Source organism: Phaeocystidibacter luteus (genome assembly GCF_008933115.1).
Taxonomy (GTDB): Bacteria; Bacteroidota; Bacteroidia; order Flavobacteriales; family Schleiferiaceae; genus Phaeocystidibacter; species Phaeocystidibacter luteus.
This window is the reverse complement of sequence record NZ_WBVO01000007.1, coordinates 91,578-116,972: the sequence shown is the minus strand read 5'-3', so window position 1 is coordinate 116,972 and position 25,395 is coordinate 91,578. Positions and strand designations below refer to the sequence as shown.

The 25,395-nt window shown below is 46.8% G+C and carries 19 protein-coding genes; 8 read left to right on the top strand and 11 right to left on the bottom strand.

The window, feature by feature from the left end:
- The first annotated feature begins 45 nt into the window (after positions 1 to 45).
- Positions 46 to 567 carry a DUF7935 family protein gene (locus F8C67_RS09635; protein WP_151667628.1) on the top strand — a complete coding sequence of 174 codons (522 nt, stop codon included), beginning with the start codon at positions 46 to 48 and terminating at the stop codon, positions 565 to 567.
- A gap of 531 nt (positions 568 to 1,098) precedes the next feature.
- Here F8C67_RS09635 and meaB read toward each other — a convergent pair.
- Positions 1,099 to 2,163, bottom strand: coding sequence for a methylmalonyl Co-A mutase-associated GTPase MeaB (gene meaB / locus F8C67_RS09630; protein ID WP_189660811.1), 1,065 nt, complete (start codon positions 2,161 to 2,163; stop codon positions 1,099 to 1,101).
- Positions 2,164 to 2,236: 73 nt separating this feature from the next.
- On the opposite strand from meaB, the gene F8C67_RS09625 reads away from it, so the two are divergent.
- Positions 2,237 to 4,276 (top strand): T9SS type A sorting domain-containing protein, encoded by a 2,040-nt coding sequence (locus tag F8C67_RS09625; protein ID WP_151667626.1) that lies wholly within the window; start codon positions 2,237 to 2,239, stop codon positions 4,274 to 4,276.
- A gap of 3 nt (positions 4,277 to 4,279) precedes the next feature.
- Here F8C67_RS09625 and F8C67_RS09620 read toward each other — a convergent pair whose 3' ends face one another.
- The 3 genes from F8C67_RS09620 to F8C67_RS09610 form a co-directional block, all read right to left on the bottom strand.
- Positions 4,280 to 4,585 carry a YbaB/EbfC family nucleoid-associated protein gene (locus F8C67_RS09620; protein ID WP_151667682.1) on the bottom strand — a complete coding sequence of 102 codons (306 nt, stop codon included), beginning with the start codon at positions 4,583 to 4,585 and terminating at the stop codon, positions 4,280 to 4,282.
- A gap of 442 nt (positions 4,586 to 5,027) precedes the next feature.
- Positions 5,028 to 7,166, bottom strand: a complete 2,139-nt coding sequence (gene scpA, locus F8C67_RS09615; protein ID WP_151667625.1) for a methylmalonyl-CoA mutase — start codon at positions 7,164 to 7,166, stop codon at positions 5,028 to 5,030.
- A 2-nt stretch (positions 7,167 to 7,168) separates the two neighbouring features.
- A complete protein-coding gene (locus F8C67_RS09610) occupies positions 7,169 to 8,554 on the bottom strand; it encodes a methylmalonyl-CoA mutase family protein (protein WP_151667624.1) in 1,386 nt (461 codons plus the stop codon).
- Between the two features lie 111 nt (positions 8,555 to 8,665).
- Here F8C67_RS09610 and F8C67_RS09605 point away from each other — a divergent pair, with 111 nt between their 5' ends.
- The 5 genes from F8C67_RS09605 to F8C67_RS09585 all read left to right on the top strand — a co-directional run bounded on the left by F8C67_RS09605 (position 8,666) and on the right by F8C67_RS09585 (position 10,851).
- Positions 8,666 to 8,935: a hypothetical protein gene (locus F8C67_RS09605; protein WP_151667623.1), complete on the top strand. Its 270-nt coding sequence runs from the start codon at positions 8,666 to 8,668 to the stop codon at positions 8,933 to 8,935.
- A 2-nt stretch (positions 8,936 to 8,937) separates the two neighbouring features.
- Positions 8,938 to 9,564 carry a hypothetical protein gene (locus tag F8C67_RS09600; RefSeq protein ID WP_151667622.1) on the top strand — a complete coding sequence of 209 codons (627 nt, stop codon included), beginning with the start codon at positions 8,938 to 8,940 and terminating at the stop codon, positions 9,562 to 9,564.
- A gap of 14 nt (positions 9,565 to 9,578) precedes the next feature.
- Positions 9,579 to 9,839 (top strand): hypothetical protein, encoded by a 261-nt coding sequence (locus F8C67_RS09595; protein ID WP_170266425.1) that lies wholly within the window; start codon positions 9,579 to 9,581, stop codon positions 9,837 to 9,839.
- 20 nt (positions 9,840 to 9,859) lie between these two features.
- A complete protein-coding gene (locus F8C67_RS09590) occupies positions 9,860 to 10,465 on the top strand; it encodes a hypothetical protein (protein WP_151667620.1) in 606 nt (201 codons plus the stop codon).
- Between the two features lie 74 nt (positions 10,466 to 10,539).
- Positions 10,540 to 10,851: an FtsB family cell division protein gene (locus tag F8C67_RS09585; RefSeq protein ID WP_151667619.1), complete on the top strand. Its 312-nt coding sequence runs from the start codon at positions 10,540 to 10,542 to the stop codon at positions 10,849 to 10,851.
- A gap of 1 nt (position 10,852) precedes the next feature.
- Here the strand turns inward: F8C67_RS09585 and F8C67_RS09580 are convergent, their stop codons facing one another.
- Both F8C67_RS09580 and F8C67_RS09575 read right to left on the bottom strand, forming a co-directional pair.
- Positions 10,853 to 11,848, bottom strand: a complete 996-nt coding sequence (locus tag F8C67_RS09580) for a glutaminyl-peptide cyclotransferase (protein WP_151667618.1) — start codon at positions 11,846 to 11,848, stop codon at positions 10,853 to 10,855.
- Positions 11,848 to 13,662: an ABC transporter ATP-binding protein gene (locus tag F8C67_RS09575; protein WP_317132318.1), complete on the bottom strand. Its 1,815-nt coding sequence runs from the start codon at positions 13,660 to 13,662 to the stop codon at positions 11,848 to 11,850. The genes F8C67_RS09580 and F8C67_RS09575 overlap by 1 nt, the downstream gene beginning before the upstream one ends.
- A gap of 142 nt (positions 13,663 to 13,804) precedes the next feature.
- On the opposite strand from F8C67_RS09575, the gene F8C67_RS09570 reads away from it, so the two are divergent.
- Positions 13,805 to 19,690 (top strand): PKD domain-containing protein, encoded by a 5,886-nt coding sequence (locus F8C67_RS09570; RefSeq protein WP_170266424.1) that lies wholly within the window; start codon positions 13,805 to 13,807, stop codon positions 19,688 to 19,690.
- A gap of 71 nt (positions 19,691 to 19,761) precedes the next feature.
- On the opposite strand, the gene F8C67_RS09565 is transcribed toward F8C67_RS09570, so the two are convergent.
- The 5 genes from F8C67_RS09565 to F8C67_RS09545 form a co-directional block, all read right to left on the bottom strand.
- Positions 19,762 to 20,574, bottom strand: coding sequence for a hypothetical protein (locus F8C67_RS09565; protein ID WP_151667616.1), 813 nt, complete (start codon positions 20,572 to 20,574; stop codon positions 19,762 to 19,764).
- A gap of 51 nt (positions 20,575 to 20,625) precedes the next feature.
- Entirely contained in the window at positions 20,626 to 21,798 is a 1,173-nt protein-coding gene (locus tag F8C67_RS09560; protein WP_151667615.1) for a kelch repeat-containing protein, read from the bottom strand.
- Positions 21,799 to 21,802: 4 nt separating this feature from the next.
- Complete coding sequence (locus tag F8C67_RS09555; RefSeq protein WP_151667614.1) at positions 21,803 to 22,636, bottom strand: 2OG-Fe(II) oxygenase; 834 nt, start codon at positions 22,634 to 22,636, stop codon at positions 21,803 to 21,805.
- A 1-nt stretch (position 22,637) separates the two neighbouring features.
- Positions 22,638 to 23,420: an SDR family NAD(P)-dependent oxidoreductase gene (locus F8C67_RS09550; protein ID WP_151667613.1), complete on the bottom strand. Its 783-nt coding sequence runs from the start codon at positions 23,418 to 23,420 to the stop codon at positions 22,638 to 22,640.
- A gap of 85 nt (positions 23,421 to 23,505) precedes the next feature.
- Positions 23,506 to 25,176, bottom strand: a complete 1,671-nt coding sequence (locus F8C67_RS09545; RefSeq protein WP_170266423.1) for a T9SS type A sorting domain-containing protein — start codon at positions 25,174 to 25,176, stop codon at positions 23,506 to 23,508.
- Between the last annotated feature and the right edge of the window lie 219 nt (positions 25,177 to 25,395).

The window sequence follows — 25,395 nt, the reverse complement described above, 5'->3', positions numbered from 1 at the left end:
CCCATTTTTTTTCGATATTTGCTACTTCACAAACGAATCGCGCTTATGGAGATCTTTCTTGAGATCCTGAAATACACTTTCCCAGCTTTATTGATGCTCTTGTTGGCTTACTTGATGTTGTCCAACTTCACAGAGAACGAGGAAAACCGTAGGAGATATTACCTCAGGAAGGAAACTCAGAAGCAGGCATTGCCTGTTCGCTTGCAGGCCTATGAGCGCTTGACTCTCTTTTTGGAGCGTATTACACCGAGCAGTTTGTTGGTTCGCATTCCTTCTAAGGGATTGTCGGCATCAGAATACCAATCCCTTCTGCTAAAGACCATTCGCAACGAATTTGAGTACAACTTGAGTCAGCAGATTTACATTTCTGAAGAAGCTTGGCAGATGGTTGTAACGGCAAAATCGGCCACCGTGAGTATTGTAAACCGCGTGGCTAGTCAACTTCCTGAGGGCTCTACTGGCGCAGAATTGTCTAAGAAAATCCTCGAGCACGCTATGGAGTTGGGAACCTTCCCGACGAGAAATGCGATTCATTATATGAAGTCGGAGGCGTATAAGGAGTTTTAGACCTTTGGAGGGTTAAACCTTTGGAGGGATAGACTTTTAGAGGGTTAGAGGGTTGGACGGTTTCGGAGTTGGTTAGTCGCAATGGCGATAACGTTAGCCGTTAGCCGTTAGCCGTTAGCCGTTAGCCTTTAGCCCTTAGCCTCAAGCCTCCGGCCCGCCAATCGTCGCCTCATCTGCCGGTGGGCGAAAAAATTAAGGGTCTATTCAGCCCCTCCCCGGTTTCAAGTTATTTAGTATTTCTGACACTTTGTGGAAACTCACAGGGACAAATTTGTCCTTTTGTGTGATGTTGAAAACTACCCGTTGTTAAACGTTTACAACACGACTAATTGGCGGTGGAATTGTAGCTTGAGAACGGGGTGGGGTTGTGGACCCCGGAAATGGAGGGTTAGACTTTTAGAGGGTTAGAGGGTCAGACTTTTGGAGGGTTAGAGGGTTGGACGGTTTCGGAGTTGGTTAGTCGCAATGGCGGTATCTTTGGCCTTTAGCCTTTAGCCTTTAGCCTTTAGCCTTCAGCCTCAAGCCTCAAGCCTACCCAAACAACCTTCTCGCGCCCGCAAGCGGACTCATTTCTCCCGATTGAACCTTTGCTTTCACCTCTGAAAGTCGGGTTGCATTGTCGCCCTGTTGAAGCCAGTAGGAGTGAAGAAGCTCGCCAATGGTGTCATCGAGCCACCAAAGGGCTTGAGAGCTGCGGAGCTCGTGCCAATGACCTTTGAGTTCCATATGTCGACGGAATTTTTCGATTTCGTCGATTACTTCCGGGATGTTCGTTCCTTCCACAGCAGAGATTGGCTCCACTGGAATGGTCCAGCCACGTGGGTCGTCCGGGTAGAGCTTTAAGGCTCGACGGACTTCCGCAGCCGCGAGTTGGGCTTTCCGTTCCTGACCACTATCCGCCTTGTTGAGGAGGATGAGGTCGGCCATCTCCATGATTCCCCGCTTGATTCCCTGTAGCTCGTCACCCGCTCCGGGAAGTAGAAGCAATGCGAACAGATCAACCATACGTTTCACGCTCGTCTCGCTTTGTCCAACACCTACAGTTTCAACTAGAATGATGTCGTACCCTGCAGCTTCACAAAGAATCATGGTTTCACGCGTCTTTCGGGCAACACCTCCAAGGCTGCCGGCGCTTGGGCTAGGGCGAATGAAGGCGTTTTCATTTTGAGAAAGACGATTCATGCGTGTTTTATCTCCAAGGATACTTCCGCCGGTTTTAGCTGAGCTTGGGTCGACCGCCAATACGGCGACTTTGTGATTTTTCTCAATCCACTCCAATCCAAAGCGCTCAACAAATGTGCTTTTCCCTACCCCTGGAACACCAGTAATTCCGATTCGAATGCTTTTGCCTGAGTGCTCTAGACACGCTTGCACGAGCTTGTCGGCGGTTGGAAAATCTGATGGCCGAGTTGATTCAACCAAAGTGATGGCTTGAGAAAGTGCGGTGCGATCACCTGCCAAAAGTTTCTCGAGCGTTGATTCAACATCAATCTGCTTGCGCTTGATGTTTCGCTGCTTCAAGTTTGGATTCAGGCTCGCTTGTGCGTCAACACCAGGAACTTCAGAAAGGGCGGATTTGCTTGGCTTCTTAGTCACGAGATAAAGGTAGGGAATAGGGGGTGACTTTGGGAATTAGTTTCGTTTTGTAACTTTCTTGAAAATTCTCAGCATGCTCTCTCGCAAACTTATCATTGCGTTAGCAATTGTCATCAGCCTTCCTGTCAGTTCACAAACCTTCACGGAGCTTTTTCGGACGAGCTCTCCATGGCCTACAACCAATGTGAAATTCGGCAGTCATGTGGAGCTCAATTATCCCTATTTATTTGTTGCCAATCCTGAGCGACCGGATACTGTGAATGGTTCAACTGTATATGATGTAGGTGGAATTGCTGTCTATAAACCAGATGCGCAAGGTCAATGGCAACTTCTCCAAACTCTTTCGCCGGATACAGCCGTAATAAACACTTATTTCGGAAGGAATATAAGCTCATATGGTGATAGAATGGTTTGTACGGGAAGTAAGCATACTACATCGACTGGTTATATGTATTCTTTTGTGAAAGGAGCAAACGGAATGTGGGTGCTTGATCAAGTTCTAACACACCCTAACCCAATAGATTCCATAGGTTTTGGCTCTAGCACTGCTATGAATGACAATACTCTAGCGGTTGGTTGTTTGGGGTATGATTTTACATCAAATCAAAATGGAACAGTAGCACTTTATTCGTTAGACTCTTTGGGTCAATGGCAGTACGATTATTCTGTTACTGATACCTCGGCTTCAGCTTTCGGATCTTCCGTTGCACTTGAAAAAGATTGGTTATTAGTTGGAGCAAGAGCAACGAATCGTTCATCCGCTTGGGGTGGTATTCAACAACAAGCTGGATCTGCACATTTCTTCAGACAAGATTCAAGTGGCCAGTATGTCTATTATCAGGATGCAATCACTTATCCGGCTTGGCAGTCTTTCATAGGTACCGACGTAGCTATGGATGGAGATCGAGCAGTAGTAGGGGCATCAGGTACAGATACGTATTGGTGGTATGGCTCAGCCCAACCTGGGGCAGTTTATTGTTACTCATGGAATCCGACTACTGGCGCTTGGGGGCTCGATGATTACTTGTCTGAATCCATGGGGATTTATGGATACTCAGTTGACGTTTCGGGCGACAAGGTATTTGTCGGATCTCCTTATCACTTCCGCACCAATCCATATAACAGTCGAACGGGTAAAGTATTCATTTACGAATATGACAGCGTAACCAATCAATATCCTAATATTGGTGAGTTGTCTTCGGGGTCTCTAGATTCTAACACATTCTTTGGCTTCTCCATTGCGGCGGATAAGAATACAATCTTAGTAGGTGAATCAAGCGTTATTCAAGTTTCATCGCGGCCGGGGAGGGCATTTCTCTTTGGTGATTCATGCCAAGTTTCAGTCTGGGATACTGTTACCAACTGTGCCGGTTCCTACACTTGGAGAGATAACGTCACTTATGCGCAGTCGGCCGATACACTTACATATTTGCACTATTCAACTGTCGGTTGTGATACACTCTATAACTTACATCTGACGGTTAATTCCGCGGATACGGCAATTCAAATCATCGTTAGTTGCGAACCATATACATGGATTGATGGTATCACGTACACCACCACAACCGATTCAGCTTCGGTCTCCTTTCTAAATAAAGCTGGTTGTGATTCGACAATTCTACTCGAATTCTACTTGAATGCGCCCGATAATTCGGTTACCCAAGTTGATTCTGTGTTAACCGCTAACGATCTATTCGCCGATTATCAATGGGTTGATTGCTTAAACGGTTATACTATCATTCAAGGAGAAACGAATCAGACATTCACCGCGAGTGCGAATGGGCAATACGCAGTTATTGTCAATCGAGGCAGTTGCTACGATACATCCGCTTGTTATATTGTTGAAGGTATCGGAGACGATGAGTACTTTTTGCTTGGCGACATTGTGTTAACCCCAAATCCGAGCAATGGTAGTTTCAGCCTACAATCCTCAAATTCGCTAGGCGGTTACATAATGCGTATCGTAGATGTTCAAGGAAAAGTATGTACGGAAAAGCAGTTGGGAAGTGAGACGAATTACCGCTTTGAGACGGAGCTTATTCCAGGCGTGTATACGGTGCTATTGATAGGTGAGAACCGAACGAATCATCACTTCAAACTAATCATCCAATAGAGTTTACTTCCCAAACATTCCACCCATTCCCGGCATGGATGATTTGGCTGCAGCACCCATTTCGGCTTCATTGACAGAGTTGGCCTTTTCAAGTGCGTCGTTCATGGCGATGACCATGAGATCTGCGATTTCGTCCGTATCCGATAAACTCTCGTCAATCACCACATCCGTAACCTTGCGGTTACCGGTCATGGTTACGGTTATCTTCCCGTTGCTTGACGAACCTTGAACGGTTATTGTATTCAAGCGTTCTTTCGCTTCTTCTACCTTGGCCTGAGCTTCTTGTAGCTTAGCCATCATGTCTTTCATTCCTCCGAACATCTCTTCTTTCTTTTAAGTGATTCTCGCTTGCTAGCGAGAAAAGGGTTCTCCGCTTGGCAGCGCAGAAAGGATTTAACGACTTGCGTCGTAAAAAAGGCCAGGAGTTGTTCAAGCCGAACTTAAGTCCAAAAGTCTCCCAAATCGGCTGCGCCTCTCGGGATTCCTCCTTGCAGTCGGAACATAGGTCCAACCCTCTCCCGAATCGGCTGCGCCTCTCGGGATTCCTCCTTTCAGTCGGAACATAAGTCCAACCCTCTCCCGAATCAGCTGCGCCTCTCGGGATTCCTACTTTTAGTCGGAACATAAGTCCAACCCTCTCCCGAATCGGCTGCGCCTCTCGGGATTCCTCCTTTTAGTCGGAACATAAGTCCGACCATCTAAAGGTCTATTAGTCCAACCCTCTAACCCTCTAAAAGTCTAACCCTCTAAATTACTGTCTCGACTCAATCAAAACATCCAATATCGCCCCAGCGGCCTTCGCGATCATTGTGCCTGGACCGAATATTCCAACGACTCCAGCGTCGTACAAGTAGGCGTAGTCCTGTTGCGGGATCACACCACCAACCACCACCATAATGTCGGAGCGGTCGAGTTTTTCTAATTCCGCAATTACTTGTGGAACGAGAGTTTTATGTCCGGCTGCGAGTGAACTTACACCCAGAATGTGAACGTCGTTTTCTACGGCCTGACGTGCCGCTTCGGCTGGAGTTTGGAATAGTGGACCAATGTCTACGTCGAAGCCTAAATCAGCAAAGGAAGTTGCAACGACTTTGGCTCCGCGGTCGTGGCCATCTTGGCCCATTTTGGCGACCATAATTCGTGGTCGGCGACCTTCGAGTTCTGCGAACTTGTCGGCCTTGTCTCTAGCTTCTGCGAACATCGGGTTCGATTTAATTTCCTTTGCGTAAACGCCTGCAATAGAGTGTATAGTTGCCGTGTACCGACCAAAGGCTGTCTCCATGGCATCGGATATCTCACCGAGCGTTGCTCTATTTCTCGCAGCTTCAACTGCCAAAGCGAGTAGGTTGCCGTTGCCCGATTTCGCCGCTTCCTCTATAGCTTTCAAGCTTGCCTGAGTCTTCTCCTCATCGCGGTTGGCGCGCAGTTCTTTCAATCTTTCAATTTGAGAATTGAGTACGCGAGTGTTGTCAACCTCAAGAATGTCAATTGGATCTATGGTGTCAGGCTCAAAGGCATTCACACCAACAATGATATCAGATCCTGCATCGATTCTGGCCTGCTTTCTGGCAGCCGCTTCCTCAATTCGCATTTTCGGAATACCCGCCTCAATGGCTTTTGTCATGCCGCCGTGCTCCTCTACTTCTTGAATCAAGGCCCAGGCTTGGTCTGCAATCTCCTTCGTGAGAGTTTCTACGTAGTGACTACCGCCCCATGGGTCGACAGTCTTCGTGATTCCCGCCTCCAGTTGAAGGTGAAGTTGGGTATTTCGGGCGATACGTGCAGAGAAATCGGTAGGAAGAGCAATAGCCTCATCTAACGCATTGGTATGCAAACTCTGCGTTCCGCCGAATGCGGCGGCTAGTGCTTCGATGCTCGTACGAGCTACGTTGTTGTATGGGTCTTGCTCCGTCAAACTCCAACCTGAAGTTTGAGAGTGGGTTCGCAAGGCCATCGACTTTGCGTTCTTTGGGTTGAATTGCTTCACGAGCTTTGCCCAAATCATTCGAGCGGCTCGCATCTTGGCAATCTCCATGAAGTGATTCATGCCAATGGCCCAGAAAAAACTGAGTCGTGGTGCGAAATTATCAATGTCAATTCCAGCAGCCAATCCGGTTCGGATATATTCTAACCCATCGGCCAAGGTGTACGCCAATTCGAGGTCGGCGGTCGCTCCAGCTTCTTGCATGTGGTATCCTGAAATGGAAATGCTGTTGAAGCGCGGCATATTCTTGGAGGTAAACTCAAAGATATCCGCAATGATTTTCATGCTGTGCTTCGGCGGATAGATGTACGTATTTCGTACCATGAATTCCTTCAGGATATCATTCTGAATGGTCCCTGAAAGCTGCTCTGGTTTAACACCTTGCTCTTCGGCTGCGACGATGTAGAAGGCCATTACCGGAATCACCGCTCCGTTCATCGTCATGGAAACCGACATTTCGTCGAGAGGAATCTGATCGAATAACACTTTCATGTCCTCTACGCTGTCGATAGCCACTCCCGCCTTACCAACATCACCAACCACTCTCGGGTGATCTGAGTCATAGCCGCGGTGCGTGGCAAGGTCGAATGCTACGGATAAACCCTTTTGACCAGCAGCCAAGTTTCTTCGATAAAAGGCGTTGGATTCTTCAGCTGTGGAGAACCCTGCGTATTGTCTGATTGTCCACGGCCTGGAAACATACATGGAACCGTACGGACCGCGGAGGTAGGGAGGAACCCCTGCTACATAACTGAGGTGTTCGAGGTTCTTATCGTCCTCCGCGCTGTATTCACGTTTAATAACGATGTTCTCTGGGGTTGTCCACTGCGTGTCCGCGTTTTGTCCACTGTTTGTCCCCGTCTTTGGAGCCGACCAATCGATGTCGCTGAAATCTTTCCTACTCATGATTACTCGGCGTTTAGTCGTTCACGTTCCATAGATTCTGAAAGCCTGACAGCTTGGATTTTTTCAATCACGTCGCCATCAGAAGTGCTGAGGTTGAAGAGAGGCGTTGTTGCTACTTCACCCATCTTTTCGTCCTTGTTCGGGAATTTGTTGGTTCCAACCAGAACGATGTCTCCGCGTTCGAATGCGTCATACTCGGCATCTGCTTCCTCCCTAATGCGGGATTGAATCCATCCGTCTTTCAATCCTTCTAATAACCCGCCTTTAGATTCTATTTCTCTGAAGAAATCCCATGCCTTTTCACATAATGATTCTGTCAGAGTTTCAATAGCATAGCTACCAGAAGCTGGATCATGGACCTTGGTAGCAAACGCTTCATATTGCATGACCAAGGCTTGATTTCTTGCGATTCTCTGTGCAAGTGGGGTAGGCGTTCGGTAAGTTAGGTCGTAAGGTAGAATCATCACCTCATCTGCGCCACCAACTAAGGCGCTCATGGCCTCAGTTGTGGTTCTAAGCATGTTCACATTTGGATCGAAGATAGTCTTGTTTCTCAGTCCAGTTTCCGCATAGATGTGCAGTGGTGAATCCGCGTTGTACCCTTCGAGCAATTTGGCCCATAGTAAGCGAATAGCTCTGAACTTGGCTACTTCCGTCAGGTAGTTTCTTCCAATAGCAAGATTCATCCAGAATCGATGGGCGTGCTCTGGACCGAACTTCGCGATAAACTCATGGCCATGCGCAAGGGCTAGACCAAGCTCAGTTGAGGTGGTAGCACCGGCATTGTGGTACAAGTTTGCATTCACACAAAGCGTTTTCATCGAGCTGAGCGAAGTTGATAGTAGTGCTCCGAGCTCTTCGAAATCTTCAATTTCATCTTCAAACCAATCGCCAGAACGGGCTAGGTTTTCAATAGGATCTATATTAATACTTCCTCGGATTGAGGATAGGTCGAGATCTCGTTCTACCGCGATTCCTTCAATCTGCTTCGCGATTTCAGATCCGTTGCCTTCTACCACGTAATGAACGGCAATATGCTGAATGAGAACGTCTTTCAGAAGTACAGAAAGATCAACATCTTCTTGAAGGTAAAGGAGGATGGAACTAGCACCTCTGTTGAGCACATCCAGAATCTTCTTGTTCGATTCACTCTCGTTATACACCTCAATAGCTTCAACGAGGTCTACGTGTGATTGTCCTTTTGCAGGTAGTTCTACAGTCTCGATTAGGTCTTCTTTCGTGTAGGCAGGCTCGAGTACGATTCCACCTTCCAAATCTGTATGAAGGCTGCTCCATTCGGCACCGCGAAGTTCTTTTTCTATCTGCTGAGTCCAGTCCGATTTTTCATTCGGGCCAAACTCTTGGAAGGATAGTTTGGACGTTGACATGAACGTGTGTTTTATTTGATTCAAAGGTAAGGTATATGCATGGTCTAGGCGAATTCAGATTTAGCGAGAATTTCGTATATTCCTGTTCGGCTCTCTAATCAACTATCATTCATGGGTTTCATAGGATTTGGTGCGGTTCGCGCCATGCAAGATTCACTTAAGAACAATAAGGCTCTGCGCAATTCCAATAGCTTCAAGCGTGAGGCGAATGGAATAAACCTCACAATGGAAAAGATGGGGGGAATGGATAAGGTAGCTTCAGAAGAAGTGCTTTCTAACATCCGAGCGCGTGCAAGAGCCGAACGAAGAAGAAACGCCACGGTATTCGTTGGGATCTTCATTGTGTTAGGTACGGTGTTGTATTTTGTGATGAACGCTTAACTATGGGATATTCAGGAAACAATGGGCCGGAGCAGCTTAAGGCTATTCGGAATCTAAAGGGACGGCATGCAGCCAATTCCTTCAAGAACTTACGGAAACGAACAGAGCTCAAGATTGAAGAGCTTCATGTCGACCGTTCATCTCCCGCGGTAATGGCCGCTATACGTGCAGATATTGAGGCTGAACGGAAGAGGCGGAATCGTTGGATTTATGGAGTCATGGCGGCTTGTATTGCTGTGCTGTTTAGTGTGTTTTATTACTTGGATACGACACCGATGACACATGGAGTGATGTCCAGTATCGATGAATGTAATCAGATTGAGAATCCAACACGCCGCTTTGAATGTCATTTGAGAAAAGGCAAGCTGAATATGTCCCGATATCCAAGCTTGTCTACTGTCCACTTTGAATCTGCGGTTCAAATTATGCCTCAAAACATCAGAGCTAGGGAGTATTTCATCCAAAGCTTAGTCGATGGACCAATTTCTCCGGAGAGCCTAAGTAAAATAGATGGACAGATTTCCGAATACAAGAGTATGCATGGATATACGAGATTCATTATTGATTACGAACAACGGTTTGAAAGGATTCTTCAGAGTGAAAATCGGTGGACTAAATCTGAGAGTTAAGAATTATGGGTTATATGGGTTCAAGCGGAACCGATCAGCTTAAACAGCTTCGGCAGCTCAAAGGCCGTCGGACGAACGGAGTATTTAAACCACAGGCAGGAGCGAGAATGGAGGGGAGTCCTGCTGTCGAATCTGACCCCAAAGTCGTCGCTCAGTACAAGGCATTAGCAGAGAGAAGTAGAAAGCGCAGAAGAATCGTCACTTTTGTGGTATTGCTAAGCATCGGCGCCTTGTTTGGCGGTGTGATGTATTGGTTTGGTCACACTAGTATGTGACGTTATTCAAAATTAGAATAATGGGAGGTTATTTCGGAAGTCACGGTCCAGAACAATTGAAAAAACTCGCGCAGTTCAAAAAGCGCCGAGCCAAGGTGGCGTTCCCCAGACTAAAGGACCGCACCACATTCAGTATCAAACCAAATAATGTTGTAAAGCTCTCTGTGGAAGAAAGAGCTAGATACGCCATGCAAGCCAATGCCGATCGACGAAAGCGAGTGGCAAAAGCCCTGATCATCACCTCTGCGCTTCTGCTTATGCTGGGTTTTACTGCTTTCAAATACGGACATTTGGATTCCGGAATTAATGCTGGTCTAGTAGGTTCAGTATGCCTTGAAGAGACAGATTTGCAGCAGAAATACCTGTGCCACATGGAGCATGGACGCAGCTATCGGATCCAGAAGCTTTGGAGAAAATCCATTTCCCAATACGAGCATGCGCTCGAGATTAATCCTCACCATCTTCGAGCACGTGAAGTTGTGATTGAATCGCTTTTCATTCTTCCTCCTTCGGACGAACTCAGGATGCGAATAGACGAGCATCTTGACGCCTATTTGAAGTTTCATGGCGAGACAGATTTTTACACAAAACACAAGGCGGAGCAAGAAAGAAGGAGGTCATCCTAGAACGAACGCCCCACTGTGGATAAGTTGAAATTCTACTGCACCATTCGAGCTTGAATTGCCGTTATCTTTGAATCATGCTCAAGAAATGGCGCTCATCCCGATGGTTTAAAATTGTTAGCAACAGCTACGTGCTGGCTACTATCATCTTTGCGTTTTGGATGCTCTTTCTGGATCGAAACAATGTCGGTCTGCACGTTGAGCTCGATGAGCGAATTGACGAACTCGAGGAGGCCAAAACTTACTTTGAGACGGAACTAGAACAGAATCAGCGAGAACTCGAAGAGCTAGAATCAGACCCCGAAAAGCTAGAGAAGTTTGCTCGTGAAAAGTACTGGATGCACCGAAAAGGCGAGGAAGTATTTCTAATTGAAATAGAAGAGGAGTAAACTACCAAGTAAGCTTCAATTCGTACATCACCGGCCAGTTCTTGCCTGTAACTATCAGGTTTTCACCATTGACCATCATGCCGTTCAACACACCTGCATTTCTATGTCGGTCGGCCAACTCATTCAAATCAAGGACGTGATCTACCAAGCCATTCTCGGGATTGATGAATGCAATTCTGGATGTCTGCCAGAGGTTCGCAGCCACTCTGCCATTGTACATTTCCAACTCATTCAAGTTGGCGAACCACCCCAAGTCTGAAAGTACTTTTACGGTTCGTTGAATCGACATGTCTTGAGGGTCTACAAAGCGAAGTTTTTCGGATCCGTCTGTCCAGAGCAACATGCCATTCAAAGAGGTAAGTCCCCAGCCTTCTCTATTTTGATAGCGGAAAGCGCGTGTTACTTCGAACTTGGTTCCATCCCAATAGTAGGTTTGCCCTTCACCACGTTTCCATGTCACTTGAAAAAGCGTATCTCCAAGTATAGCAAGTCCCTCGGCAAACCAGCTTCCTGGAACTTTGTGTTGTTGAATTATTTCATCGCTTCCGAGCTTATATACGGATAGCGCCGATTCGCCGTACTGACCCGAGCTTTCGAGAACCATGTCGCCATCGAGAATTAAGCCTTGGGTAAAGAGCTCTTCCGGATGCGGGTAGGTGTTTACAATCTCGTACTGAACTGAGGTCGGAGACTCACTTGGGATGACCGTTACCCGAAACTCGGCATCGGTAGTGTCCTCACCGCGGTAAACTGCCATTCGAACCTTGTGAACGCCAAAGTCAAACTGATTGAAATTCAATTGATTTGAGTTCGATACAACGTTTCCGTCGTTTAAGATTACAACGCCATCTCCATTGTGTTCTACGGGGAATGTAGCCGTTCGATTTTGCTGAAACAGTTCGCCTTCAACACCACTCAGATTGAACTTGGCACTTAGCTTTTCTTCGGAGCAACCAAAGAGGACGAGCAGAGGGAGAATGTAAACGAGCTTTTTCATCAGTCGGTAAATTGCATGGAAGAGAGTTGCTTGTACAGACCTTCTTCTTTAGAGGAAAGTTCGGTGTGTGTGCCAGACTCCACAAGTTCGCCGTTTTCAATCACAACGATTTTATCGGAAGAACGCACGGTGGCAAGTCGGTGGGCGATGACGATCGAGGTTCTGCCTACCATCAGCTTATCCAATGCGTCTTGAACCAATCTTTCTGACTCAGAATCGAGTGCCGAAGTGGCTTCATCGAGAATAAGAATACACGGGTCTTTAAGTACGGCGCGAGCGATGGCGATACGCTGACGTTGACCACCACTGAGTTGAACACCTCGCTCGCCAACGATAGTATCTAGGCCTTCAGAGAAATCTGATATGAACACCCAAGCGTTGGCTTTTTTGGCTGCCTCGATGATTTCACTTTCAGAGGCATCGGGCTTTCCGTAGGCAATATTCTCGCGAATCGAACCTCCAAATAGGAGTACATCTTGCGGAACCACGGCCATTTGATTTCTGAGTTCGGATAGTCCGTATTCGGTGGCGGGTTTGCCGTCGAATGAAAGTCTACCCGAAGTTGGTTCGAAGAATCGCAAGACTAACTGAACTAAGGTAGATTTCCCCGCACCAGATGGACCTACCAATGCTACTTGTTCGCCTGATTTGATTTCTAACGACAGGTTTTTGATCACATTGGTTTCAGCTCTAGTGGGGTAGGCAAAAGTCACATTGTCGAAGTGGATATTACCCTTGAAGTTGGTAATCGGATTTGGGGTAGGGGTAAGGTCTTCTTTCTCTTCGTTGAGGATGTCCATCAACTCTTCCGTAGCCCCAATTGCTTTCTGGATTCTCGCTACAACATCAGCGAATCCAGCCATAGAGCCACCAATAAAGACACAGTAAAGAATGAATGAGAAAAGACTTCCATTGTCGAGATCGCCTTCCTGAATCATAGTGGCAGCTCTCCAAATAACGGCCACGATAGCACCGAAAACGCCCACAATCATAAATGCAGAAAAGGCTGCTCTGTAAGTACCGCCTTTGATACCTGTTTTTGCTACACTGTCTGTCTTTTTAGAATAGCGAGCAACTTCTAGGAACTCATTTGCAAACGCTTTCACATTGTAGATGCCTTGTAGACTTTCCTCAACAATAGTGTTACTTTCAGCAACTTCAGCTTGGAACTTTTTCGAGTATTTTCGAATGAAACGTCCGAAGAAAACAGCCACTACAACCATTGCCGGTAAGATGGCCAATGTGAACAGCGTCAATTTCCATGAGGTATATGCCATAAGACCTATACCGCCAACGATTATTATTGTCTGACGAATGAGTTCCGCCAAAGTGGTCGTCATTGTCTCTTGAAGCTGAGTGATATCGCTTGAGATACGAGAATTAAGCTCACCTACTCTTCGTTGGTTGAAGAATGTGATGGGCAATTGTATGAGGTGTCTATATGTTTCCTGTCGAAGTGATGCCAATGCCCCTTCTGTTACATTAACAAAGAGCTTTACACGCATGAAGCTAAAAATTGCCTGGGCTAGAAGCACAGCAAGTAGTAACAGTGCATACTGATCAATATCATCCAAAAACACATCTTCGGTCTCCCTATCTATGAGTTGACCAAGAAGTAGAGGGAATGCCAAGTTTGCTAAGCTGGAGAGTATGAGGAAAATAAGTCCAATTCCAAATGTGGTTTGAAATGGCTTGATGTATTTATAGAGTTTAAGAATCTGTCTCAAAGAGTCCTTAGAGATTCTTGTTTTTTGCTTTTCTTCTTGCATGACCGCAAATGTCGCAAGTTCATTCGAATTGAACACTAAATTCATTCGTAAGCTTCATTCACTCATTGAAATGGTACGCTATTTGAGTAAATGGCAGCGATTAAACAGTTTGTGTTAAAGTTCACATAGCGGTAAACCTACCTGCCTGTCTATGAGTTACTTTTGCAAAACCTTTAAAAACTACCAGATGCTAAAAGCGCTACTCGCTGGCTTTGCAATTCTCTCTAGCATAGCCGTTGTTGGTCAGACCAACATGCCCTACCAAGGCGTGGATTCTACTTCTTCTTGTACGGGAACACTTTACGATCACAATGGACCTTCCGGGAGCTACTTCAACAGCGCGAACGGTACATTCTATATCAACCCTCCAGGTGGAACGCTAACTGTAACCTTCACTTCGTTTGGACTAGAGTCGTGCTGCGACCGTGTTCGCGTGTACGACGGTATTGGTACGAGCGGTTCACTACTCATCAACCAAGGTGGGTATTCACTTCCGAATGGTGGAAGTGCCTTGACCATTCCCAGCGGTCAAGCGACGATTGTGTTTACTTCCGATGGTTCGGTTACTGGTTCAGGTTTCGCAATGAACTGGAGCGCCGGTGGGTCAACTGCTCCGGTAGCTTCATTCACCATGTCTACCACCAACCCACCTCTAAATTGGGCGGTGAATTTCACCAACACCTCAACAGGCAGCGGTGATTTTGATTGGGATTTTGGCGACGGCACTACGTCTACAGATGCCAATCCTTCACATACCTACACCACATCGGGTACCTATCAAGTTCGATTGATCGCATCTGGATGTATTGGAACACCCGATACTATCACTCAATCGGTTACGGTTCAAGGTAACCCGACATACACCGTTACTCCAGATTCCCTTTACAGCACAGTAAGCTGCGGTGGCGTTGCCAGCGGCTCGTTTACGCTTAGCAGCACGGCATCTACACTTGGGTATTCAATCTCTAGTCGTGAGGTTCCGGCGCCTGCGCCATTTGCCTTGAACGAGAATTTCGAAGCATCCCTTGGAGCGTTTACCGTTTCGCCAACGGCAAGTACTGGTTTTACCACAAACCGAGTTATCGGGAATGCACCACAAGGAAGCACCTTCATGCAGCTTTCTGGATATACTTCTTCCGATAATGGAGTGGGAGCTCAGTTTCCATTGGCGCAGCCACAAGAAGTTTCGTTCTACATCAATCCAATCGTCTACACCTCTTACCAAGGTTACATTGGCTTGAATGAAGATCCAACGAATCCGGCTAGCTCGAGAATGGCGTACTTCTACATGAGATACAACTCTTTGCGAGTTTACACGGGAACGACCACGTATTACTTGACTATGACGACCAATACGTGGAGCTTCATCGAAATCAAAAACATCGACTGGACTTCCAAGACGTTCGATTTGTATCAAGATGGAACCTTGATCGCTTCGAATATTGCCTTCTATCAGTCATCCATCAACGGACTACGTCAGTTTACAGCTTGGACTGGAACGAGCGCAGCGTCGTTGGGACTCGATCAAATCAGAGTGGGAACTGTACACCCAGAACCACTGACGCTCACGTCTAACAGCGGAACACTTACCAGCGGGAATAGCGCCAGCATTAATGCCACTATCAATACCAGTGGAATGATGGCCGGAACGTACAACTACGAGGTTGTGGTTCGAACGAATGCCTCGGGAGCAGATAGCGTTAAAGTGATTCCATACGTAGTTGACGTAACCGGAGCGCCTTCCATTTCACTCGATAAATCGTGCATCAACTTCGGAAACGTTTATACGACTCAATCGTACCAAGACTCAATCCGCGTAGTGAACTCAGGATGTGATTCGCTCAATATTTCGAGCATTGTTTCCACCAATACCGATATCACTACGGATGTGTCGTCCTTAATCGTACCGCCATTTGATACCGCCTTCATTTATGTTGATGTTGCGCCGAGTATGAGTGGCGCTTATAATGACACTATTTATCTCAACAACGATGCAACGAATACCCAAGTTTGTGTTCAAGGAACCGGTTTAGCATCGCCTATCGCAAGTATGGATACCACGGGATTCAACTTGGTGTCAAACGGTTGTAACGATAGTTTGAACTTCGGATTTTACCTGTATAACCAGGGCGCAGCTAACATGACTTGGGATGCAATCTCAGGTTCGCTTCTCGCAGATGATTTTGACGCGAGCACCTCACCGAGCTCTATTTGGCAGTCTATTGGCTCGAACGTTATTGGTGCTAACTGTTGGACCAGAAGCGGCGCCAACTCGATGGCCTTCACGGGGTCTAACCGATTTGCGGTTACAAATTCTTTCAACTCAACAGGGAGCGATTCAGTAACCTTCTGGGCTATTCCAGGCTTTTCTGGCGCAGGTTGTGAGAATCCCGATGGATCAGAGCAAGTGATTGTTGAGTACTCATTGAACGGAGCAAACTTTGTGTACATGGGATTCATTCCATCTACCAATACCACCGCACAATACTTTGCCTTCCATATTCCGGTGACCGGCAACGTTCAAATCAGATTGCGTCAGTCCTTCTATTCAAGCTCTACCATTGATAACTATATCATTGATGATTTTGAAATCAAGGGCGTCAATAACCGCTTCACTTTTAACCCATCTACAGGTACAGTTCTTCCAGGAGATAGCGTTTGGGTGAACGTAACCGCAATTATTAGTGATTTGACCACTGGTGTGTACAACTATCCGTTGTACGTCGAAACCAATGATCCGAACCAGCCACTGTTGGTGACGAACGTGAATATCACAGTCAATGGAACACCGCAAATCCAGCTCTCTCAAAGCGGTTGTATTGATTTCGGAAGTGTGATCAACGGCAATACTGTAACGGATTCAGTTCTTGTTTATAATGATGGCTGTGCGGATCTCAATCTTACAGGGTTCCTATCCACGAATTCCGATTTCTCGGCAACGGCGGATACGACCACTTTAGGAGCCGGAGATAGTACAATGATTCGCATATCGTTCAACTCCAACATGGTGGGTGCGTATGCTGATACAATCACCGTCCAAAACAACGACACCGTTCAAACGATTTGCGTAACAGCAATAGGTGTTGGAGCTCCGAACTTTGATGTGAATCCGGACTCTGTTTATGTTACCTCTACCAACTGTTCGGATTCAATTTATGTCCCGATTACCGTTTCAAATTCAGGTGGATTAAGTACGCTTCACTTCACAGTAGACTCGTTGCAATCGGGTGGAGGTCCTGGGTTGAATCTTACCGTCCTGAAAACCGGCGGTGATGTGAACAGAGAGTATCCGTATACCATGACGGCTATTACCACCTACCTTCCGAATGCTAACGTACTCGAGTCGGTGGCTACCACTGCTTCGGCCATGACGGCCGATCTCGCCAATGCCGATGTATTGCTGATTCCTGAGCAAGAGTACTTGAGCTCTAGCGTTAGTTTGGCAATCCGCCCAGCAATTCAAGCGTATGTGAATCAGGGAGGACAAGTTGTAGTGATGTCTAACACCGTGAACAACCTCTTTGGTCTCTTTACGGTGACAACTTCTACGACATCGGCTCCTACTTATTTAAATGTTGCCGATGCTTCGCATCCAATTTTCGCGGGGACGAACACCTCTGCTTTTCAGAATTTGGGCTTGGTTCAGAGTTATACCATTTCCACTCCTGGAGCGAATATTCTAGGTACGGCTTGGAGTACTACGAACCACACAATTGCGGAGATGAGCTACGGAAGCGGAACGGTAGTGTATTACGGTTACGATTTCTTCAGCTATAGCACCGATATGCAGCTTGGATTGGCTAATGCGATTAGTTATCTCAAGGCCAATGGAAACGTTGATTGGGCATATGCTACATCCTATCAGGATAGTGCTCAGGTGAACGATTCTACCACTTTTGGTTTGGTCATCTCAGCTGACGGACTTACAAATGGTCGCCATTCTGGAACAATGACGATTCGAACAAATGATCCTAGTTACCCAATCGTGGAGGTTCCATTTGTATTCGATTTGAATGGTCAGGCTGAAATGGTATTGCCAACGACTTGTACGGATTTCGATTCCATTATTGTGGGTCTCCAGGTTCAAGATTCTACATGGGTTTACAACTCTGGTTGTGATACGCTAGATATTACGTCGTACGGAAGCTCTACGGGAGACTATATGATTACTTCTCCACTTCCAATCAAGGTGGCTCCGGGTGACTCCATGAATGTTGGCATTGCTTTCGCCCCGAGCGTAATGGGAGTGTTGAATGATACCCTACACTTCTACGCGACTTCTGACACTGCAGGGATTTGCGTTACCGGCAAGGGCTTAGGTGCTCCGCTTCTTACCACAACTTCCGATTCTATTGAGGTCGTGCTGAACAAGTGCGATAACTTCATAATCGATACCTACGACGTGTCCAACACTGGGCAAGGAGCCATGACGTATGATATTTTCTTCGGTCAGTATCAGGAGGATACCAGTTACACATCGTTTACTACGAACTATGCTTCGACGAATCATTCCTTCAGCAATACGTTAACCACGGCAGATTCTATTGTGGTGACGGTCATCTACCAAGGAGATTTTGATTGGTGGAACGAGTACATCACGCTTTCAATTGAAGGAACTACGATTGGTAATACCAGTGGTGTTTACACACCGTTCGGAACGCCTGATACGGCAACTTTCGTAGTGACAGGAGCAAACGTGAATACCTTCCTCGCTGACGGTACACTTTCTCTTGATGTACAGAACTCCAACTGGGTTACATATACCTCTTCGTATGTGAATTTCCACGATGTTAAAGTGCAGATTTACAATTACGGTCTTCCTGCTTGGTTGACATTCCCATCCACTACGACGGGTAGCTTGGGTATTGGTGCGACGGATACGAAGAGTATGATATTCACAGCGGTTAGCCTCGCCGCTGGGGTGTACACCACGGACATGAACATCCTCACAAATGATCCTACGCAGCCGCATAAGATTGTGCCTGTAATCTTTGATGTGAGAGATGAGGCATCTATTGCGTTGTCTGACACATGTGTGTCGCTTCCTTCTACTCAGATTAACGACACGAGTACGACATCGATATGGGTAATCAACGATGGTTGCCAGCCGTTGAATGTCACGAACATCACATCCACTATTAATGTGTTTAAAGCAGCACCGAAGAACTTTACGGTTCCTGCGGGTGATAGTGTACAAGTGACCATCAGTTTTGTGCCAACTGTACCGGCTACGTATTCGGGCAATATGACTGTAGTAAGTGGTGCAGGTTCTGAAACCTTCTGTGTGAACGGAACTTCAACTGCACGTCCAACGGCGGATTGGCAATGGGGAATAATTGACCCGTGCGATGGACAAGTCCTCTTCAGTGACCATTCACAAGGAACCGTTACCGGATACCTGTGGCAATTTGGCGATGGCAATGCCTCTCAGGTGCCAAACCCGACGCACTCTTATGAGCGCCCGGGAACGTACAGGGTAACGCTTACAGTTTCCAATACCTCTGGATTTGATACGTTGACTCAGTTCATTACCGTGAATCCGTTCTACGCCGGGTATAGCGTTGAGATGAACGGTTCGATCATCGTGGACGATACCCTTTACATCAATACGCCAATCACGTTTAATGACAGTAGCATTACGGCTAGTCAGTGGACATGGTACTTTGGCGATGGAAACTTGTCGAATTCACAGAACCCAACCCATACGTATTTGAACTCAGGTGTATATCAAGTTACGCTTGATGCAGAAGATACTGCCGGATGTAGAAAGCTCATTTCTAAATCCTTCTGGTTGGTAAATGGAATTAGTGTTGAGGAGCGATTAGCTCAGTCGCTTAGAGTGTATCCGAACCCGTCGTCGGGAGTATTTACTATTGCTTCTGATAATGTGGATTGGAGCGGCGTGACGCTCAACCTCACAAGCATGAATGGCGAATTACTCCTTCATGAAGAGGCGGCAGCGAATGCACCAATTCAGCAAATGGATATCACGCATTTGCCTCCGGGAGTTTACATGCTGCGCATTACGAGTGAAGAGGGCTGGACGACAGTTCGCAGAATCATTCGAGAATAATACATACCATCTAAATGCAAAAAGGCTGTCCGTTATGGGCAGCCTTTTTTTTTGATAGTTGAATGAGCCTTTTACTGATGAATGGGGTTTGAGCTAATCGCCCAGGAGTCCAAATACAGTATATGGCTATTCGGCCAAGCGTACTGCCAGTTATCACGTTTGAAGCCATATTTAATCCATCCGAGATAGACATCCTCTCCTCGGGTGACCTTGATCATGAAGTAACCTTCGGTTGTATACAAAATCCCATTACCGCAACTCGGGATCCCCCAGCTGTAATGGATGTAGAGAGAGGTGTCTGGCCTCGATGTATCAACTCCATAGGGAGCGTTTGATCCAGAAGAGAGGTGCAGCAAGTCGAATTTCTTCGGTTGGTTCCAATCACGGTTCAGGTCGATTGTGTCGCCGTGTCCGTAGGCATAGAAGTGCTGTGTTCTCCCTATAGGATTCGAAGAATTGCATCGGTAGTTGTAGAAAATTGAGCCAACCCATGTAGACCCCGCCAAAGTGAAAGTGGATCCAAGTACGGTGTCTAACCCCAATCCGTAATCGATTTCTTCACTACACAGCTCTAATCCTCCTTCGCCCCAGATTCTAATACGCTCTGGAACGGAAGAGCCAGGGCTGTTTAAAGGTGAGGTGACCTCAATTTTGAAATCATGACCTTCATAGGGAAACGTGTGAATCTTGTACTCCGAATCCCATGGAATGGTGTCATTTAATTGATGCACATCCATGCCCGCAAATTGTCCAGCTTTTACATAGGACAAGGTAGGCTCTTCATGACTGCAGCTTACTAATGCGCCAACAAGTATGAGACATTTGCAACCATATAGTGCCATTTTTGTCAAGCGTGTCGCGAAGTCTTTTATTCTGTTATTCATAGTTTAAGAGAGCTGTATTTCTTCAAAATTAATCATCCATTTTGAATCGAGTCACTTCTGAATGATGAACGGATACGTTTGTTCACGTCCGCCGACGGCAACTTTTATAAAGTATTCGCCCTGAGCGAGCTTCGTCACATTCAGATTTAACTCTACCTCTGCCATGTCTAAATCAGCCATGACGAGTCTACCCATCGAGTCGTAAATCTCATATCTATTTATAACGAGCGGACTGTAAACCGTCAGTTCGTGTGAAGCTGGGTTTGGAATTAATCGAACATCAATCTCATCATTAAAAGGCCCGAAGCTGTATTTCCAAGCTTCTTTGGTTCGTGTTAAGTCTTCCGTGAGACCGCTCACATAGTAAATGGAGCCTTCGTTTATAAACATCAGACCTCCACGTCTGCCTCTGCCCGGTAGGGATGCATGCGTGCTCCAAGCGTCTTTTTCGATGCTGTAGCCATGTAGGTCGTTGTAAAAGTGACCTGCTGAATCAGACCCGCCGAAGAGGTAAATCCGATTGTTTTCATCGCATACGAGTGATGCATGTGATCGTCCGGGCCCCACAGGCGACGTCAACTGTTTCCAGCCCACCGTAGGGCGATAGCAGTAGAATTCGTTGTGGTAGGTTCCAGCAGAATCTCGACCGTATATCAGGAATCCGGCTGTGTCGTTTTGTGTGCAGGCTGGCTTCCATCGAGCTCCAAAAGGAAGGTCAGGGCCTCTTGTCCACGTTCCTGATCCAATGTGGTACTTCCAAAATTGATCCGTGGCGTAGCCCTGAGGAAGGAGACCACCGATGAGGTAAAGTGTGTCTCCAATTCGAAACCCGCCGCTTCCACTTCGGCCTGAGTCGGGAAGAGTAGCAATTTGTTGGTCGATTACTGCAAAACCGAATGACCGCAAATCTCGTTTGAACTCGACGCCAGTAATTCCCCCGAAATAATAGGCTTCATTTCCGTTGGGATTGTCCCAAGCCACCGCGTATTGTCGTGGTGAAAGACCAGGCGAAACAACAGCCCACGATTCATCCGAGAAATATTTTAGAAGCTCATCTGTGATTTGGAAATTTTCATCCAGACCAGTAGCGAGGTATATGCCTTCGTTGTACTGCATCACTATTCCGTCGTCAAATGCCGGAATGGGGATGTCGGCAATTCTCTCCCACTGACCAAGGAGAGGGATTTGAAGTAAGAGTAGAAGTGAGAGAGCGCTGTACTTCAATGCATCAGTATTTGTTCTTGTCCTGGAAGTCGAGGCTTTTCACACCTAGCAACTTCAGAACCCTTTTTGCATTTATTTTGATGGCTTCCTTGACGCTAGTAGCGGTTTTGCGCACTACGTTATCGTCGGGTCGAGAAACAAACCGACTGTCCGAATAACGGAAGCCTTCGCCAACTTCGGTGTAGAAGTAGGTGTAAAACGACTTGCGAGATTCGCCTTCCGGAATATCGATTTTCGAATATCCGTGAGGAGAGTTTTCGTCCGTATAGAAGATTACTGCGCGATTGTGCCAAGGGGCAACGCGTTGCTCGCAGTTCTTCATTTCTTTATCCCAAAGCTCCAGGTGGCCACCGTACTCATCTTTCCACTCCTTGTTTAGATAAACGAGCAGGTTGATGCGTCTCCAAAGGTTTGTTTCTGGATTGTAGTTTACATCAATATGAACATCAACATAGCTGCCTTGCCCACCTTGATGAACGCCAGATCCGAGAGAGTCGGGCGTAGTTTTCAGACCTTCAATTCCGGTGATTTGTGACATGTATTTTGCAAACTCGTCGCTTTGCACGGTGTCGCGCACTTCGCCAAAGATGGGGTCCCAACGCTCGAAATGGTAGTCTTCCGACTTGTTTTCGTTTAGGCTTTTGCGTTTTACGTTGAGTGATTCAAGAGGCGGGAAGCTCGCAAACATTTGGTCTGCCGCAGCTTGGTCGAAGAAATTATCGAGCACGAGGTGTCGACAAGGATGTCCGGCGTCGAACTGCTTGCGAAGTTCGGTACGCGCTTCTTCAGATGTATATTTTGGGTTGATGTGTTTCATCGTGTCAATTGTAGCTTCCATGTCAACGGTAACTTCTACGTAATAGTTTATACAAGAGGCCTCTGGCAAAGGTATGGATTGGGATGGCCAATAATTCTTTGCGACCAATGTAGTGGTGGAACTTGGAGCTACCCATGACTTTCATCATTTTCTTGGCAAAAGTGGAGGTAGGCATTCCAGCTTCTTGTGCTTTGCTGTTTTTGTTGATTTTGGTGCCGTCTGGACGAAGGCTATTGACCGTAACTTGGGTTTGAATGAAGCCTGGGCTTACGGATTGAACAGTAATGCCATTGGTGTAAACTTCTTCACGTAAGCTCTCCAGCCATAGAATAACTCCTGCTTTTGAGGCCGAGTATGCGGCAAGGTTTCGCTGACCAAACTTCCCGGCGATAGATGCGATACCAATAATTCGTCCTGACTTTCTCTCCGTCATATGAGGAAGTACGGAGCGAACGACGGCCATCGTGCCTAGGAGGTTAATGTCGATGAGCTTCTTTTCTACGGCCCATTCGTTTTCTGTTACGGAACCAAACTGGCCGATACCGCTGTTTGCGATGAGCGTATCGATATGACCAAAGGCGGCAATCGCGGCTTTACCAGAATTTTCAATCGAGGAGTGGTCTTCCTGATCGAGTACAACCACGGCGGCGTTATCGGGAAACTGGCACTCAGAGGCGACGCGATCGAGTTCTTCTTTTCTCCTTGCGGAAAGAACGACGCGATGTCCGAGACTATTGAGGTGCTTTGCCATTGCCTCTCCAATTCCGGAGGATGCGCCGGTAATCCAAACAACTTGATTTTGCATCCTGCTAAGGTACAAAGGTGTACTACAAATAGGGCAATAAAAAAGGCGGAGCAAAACTCCGCCTTCTTCGAATCCGACTCATGGGTTATCGGATTACTACTCTCTCAGTGAAACGCTCTCCGTTTGATTCTACGCGCAATAGATACACGCCCGGTTGTAGTCCTTGGATGTTGAGCTCCTCAACACTGTTTTCCCAATTTCTAACGGTTTGACCGGTAATATCGATGAGTGAAGCACTAGTTGCTTCGATTCCTTCAATTGTAATGAAGTCGCTCGCAGGATTAGGGTAGATGGTGAGTTCATTGGTGCCGAACTCGTCTACGCTCAAACCTGAGTTTACTGGAAGTTCAATTAGCGGACCTCCGTTTGGAAGTGCTACCCAAAGTCCGAATCCAGCGCCGCTGCTGTTGTTAGCAGGGTTCAAGAATCCTGATGCAAGTGTTACCAAGGCGGAATCTTGAAGACCGAGTGTGCTCAACGGTGCATCGTATGAGGCGAACAAGGTAGCTCCGTCTTCGCTACGAACCTCTAGTGTGATATCAGCTGTAGCTACTTCTAGGTATCCGGCAAAGTCGCCATAAGCAAGAGTGTCAACTACATTACCAACGCCGGCAACGTCGATGCTCACATTTGGCGCATCAGTTGAACCGTGGAATACAAGGACATCTGTATTTCCTGACATAGAAGCTGCTTCGCGACCCATTGCGTTGATGTACAAATCGAATGCAGGGGCAGGCGAATATCCAGAACCGCTCACAATACCATTGGCAACAATCACATAGGTCTCGTTTTCTGTAAGGGTTGCAGTCAGACTATAAATAGTATCTGTTACATCAGAGCTGTTCTTAGGTGCAATTCCGATGGTGATAGGATCGGTTGCTGGAGCATCGATGAACGGTGTTGCTGTGCGGAAGGCAAAATTGTCGAGCAGTAGCGTAGATCCTAAGTATACGTCAACTGAATCGGCAGCGAGATCGGCACTGTTATGAATTACCTGTACACGCGCTGTTGGGTTAGCCGAACTTGCTACTGGAAGCTCGATTAGCGGACCGCCATTTGGAAGGGCTACCCAGATTCCAAAGCCTTCACCCATGCTGTTCATGCTAGGATCGAAGAAACCGGAGGCTACGGCAACGAGTGCTGAATCTTGTAGTCCGAGTGTGCTCAATGGCGCGTCGTATGCTGCGAGTACGGTTGAACCGTCCAAGCTTCGAACCTCCAATGTGATGTCGGATGTAGGGACTTCAAGATATCCGGCGAAATCGCCATAATCTAGAGTGTCGACTACATTTCCCAAACCTACTACGTCAACGCTTACAGAAGGCGCATCGGTAGAGCCGTGGAAAACAAGAATGTCAGTATTTCCCATCATGGAAGCTGCTTCGCGACCCATGGGTTGGATGTACAGGTCAAAAGCAGGGGCAGGTGAATATCCTGAACCGCTAACGATACCGTTGGCTACAACGACATAGGTTTCATTTGGGGTTAAAGTTGCGGTCAGGCTGTAGATTGTGTCGCTCACATCGATACTGTTCTTTGGAGCGATACCGATAGTGATAGGTGACCCGGCGGTTAAGTTCACGAACGGAGTTGCGGAACGGAATGCAAAGTCATCTAGTAGAAGTTGGGAGCCTAGGTAGACGTCGACTGAATCGGCGGCGAGGTCGGCACTGTTGTGAATTACCTGCACGCGGGCTGTTTGTGCAGAAGCTGCTGTTGTGGCAGCGATAGCAAATAGAGTAAGTAACTTTCTCATCTCTTTAGTTTTGGTTAAACAACTGAACAACGATTCCATTTTGTTTAATGTTTTCAGAAAATCGTTAAACAATATCCAATTCGATGTTTAAACACATAGGGTTGCCTTGGACGTAAAAAAAAGTTGAAAGAAGATTCTTACGGGGTATATTTGTCGGTGTAAAACAGCCACTCAAAAGAGAGGTAGATTTATTTCAAGTCTATGCTTTGTATTTCGAAA

What these genes read in the sequence shown, in the direction of transcription:
- F8C67_RS09610 (WP_151667624.1), bottom strand. Translation starts at nt 8,554, where the DNA reads ATGTCAACGTCCAAACTATCCTTCCAAGAGTTTGGCCCGAATGAAAAA.
- F8C67_RS09620 (WP_151667682.1), bottom strand. Translation starts at nt 4,585, where the DNA reads ATGAAAGACATGATGGCTAAGCTACAAGAAGCTCAGGCCAAGGTAGAA.
- F8C67_RS09545 (WP_170266423.1), bottom strand. Translation starts at nt 25,176, where the DNA reads ATGAGAAAGTTACTTACTCTATTTGCTATCGCTGCCACAACAGCAGCT.
- F8C67_RS09580 (WP_151667618.1), bottom strand. Translation starts at nt 11,848, where the DNA reads ATGAAAAAGCTCGTTTACATTCTCCCTCTGCTCGTCCTCTTTGGTTGC.
- F8C67_RS09600 (WP_151667622.1), top strand. Translation starts at nt 8,938, where the DNA reads ATGGGATATTCAGGAAACAATGGGCCGGAGCAGCTTAAGGCTATTCGG.
- F8C67_RS09555 (WP_151667614.1), bottom strand. Translation starts at nt 22,636, where the DNA reads ATGGAAGCTACAATTGACACGATGAAACACATCAACCCAAAATATACA.
- F8C67_RS09570 (WP_170266424.1), top strand. Translation starts at nt 13,805, where the DNA reads ATGCTAAAAGCGCTACTCGCTGGCTTTGCAATTCTCTCTAGCATAGCC.
- F8C67_RS09590 (WP_151667620.1), top strand. Translation starts at nt 9,860, where the DNA reads ATGGGAGGTTATTTCGGAAGTCACGGTCCAGAACAATTGAAAAAACTC.
- F8C67_RS09575 (WP_317132318.1), bottom strand. Translation starts at nt 13,662, where the DNA reads ATGAATTTAGTGTTCAATTCGAATGAACTTGCGACATTTGCGGTCATG.
- F8C67_RS09625 (WP_151667626.1), top strand. Translation starts at nt 2,237, where the DNA reads ATGCTCTCTCGCAAACTTATCATTGCGTTAGCAATTGTCATCAGCCTT.
- F8C67_RS09550 (WP_151667613.1), bottom strand. Translation starts at nt 23,420, where the DNA reads ATGCAAAATCAAGTTGTTTGGATTACCGGCGCATCCTCCGGAATTGGA.
- scpA (WP_151667625.1), bottom strand. Translation starts at nt 7,166, where the DNA reads ATGAGTAGGAAAGATTTCAGCGACATCGATTGGTCGGCTCCAAAGACG.
- F8C67_RS09585 (WP_151667619.1), top strand. Translation starts at nt 10,540, where the DNA reads ATGCTCAAGAAATGGCGCTCATCCCGATGGTTTAAAATTGTTAGCAAC.
- F8C67_RS09635 (WP_151667628.1), top strand. Translation starts at nt 46, where the DNA reads ATGGAGATCTTTCTTGAGATCCTGAAATACACTTTCCCAGCTTTATTG.
- F8C67_RS09565 (WP_151667616.1), bottom strand. Translation starts at nt 20,574, where the DNA reads ATGAATAACAGAATAAAAGACTTCGCGACACGCTTGACAAAAATGGCA.
- F8C67_RS09595 (WP_170266425.1), top strand. Translation starts at nt 9,579, where the DNA reads ATGGGTTCAAGCGGAACCGATCAGCTTAAACAGCTTCGGCAGCTCAAA.
- F8C67_RS09605 (WP_151667623.1), top strand. Translation starts at nt 8,666, where the DNA reads ATGGGTTTCATAGGATTTGGTGCGGTTCGCGCCATGCAAGATTCACTT.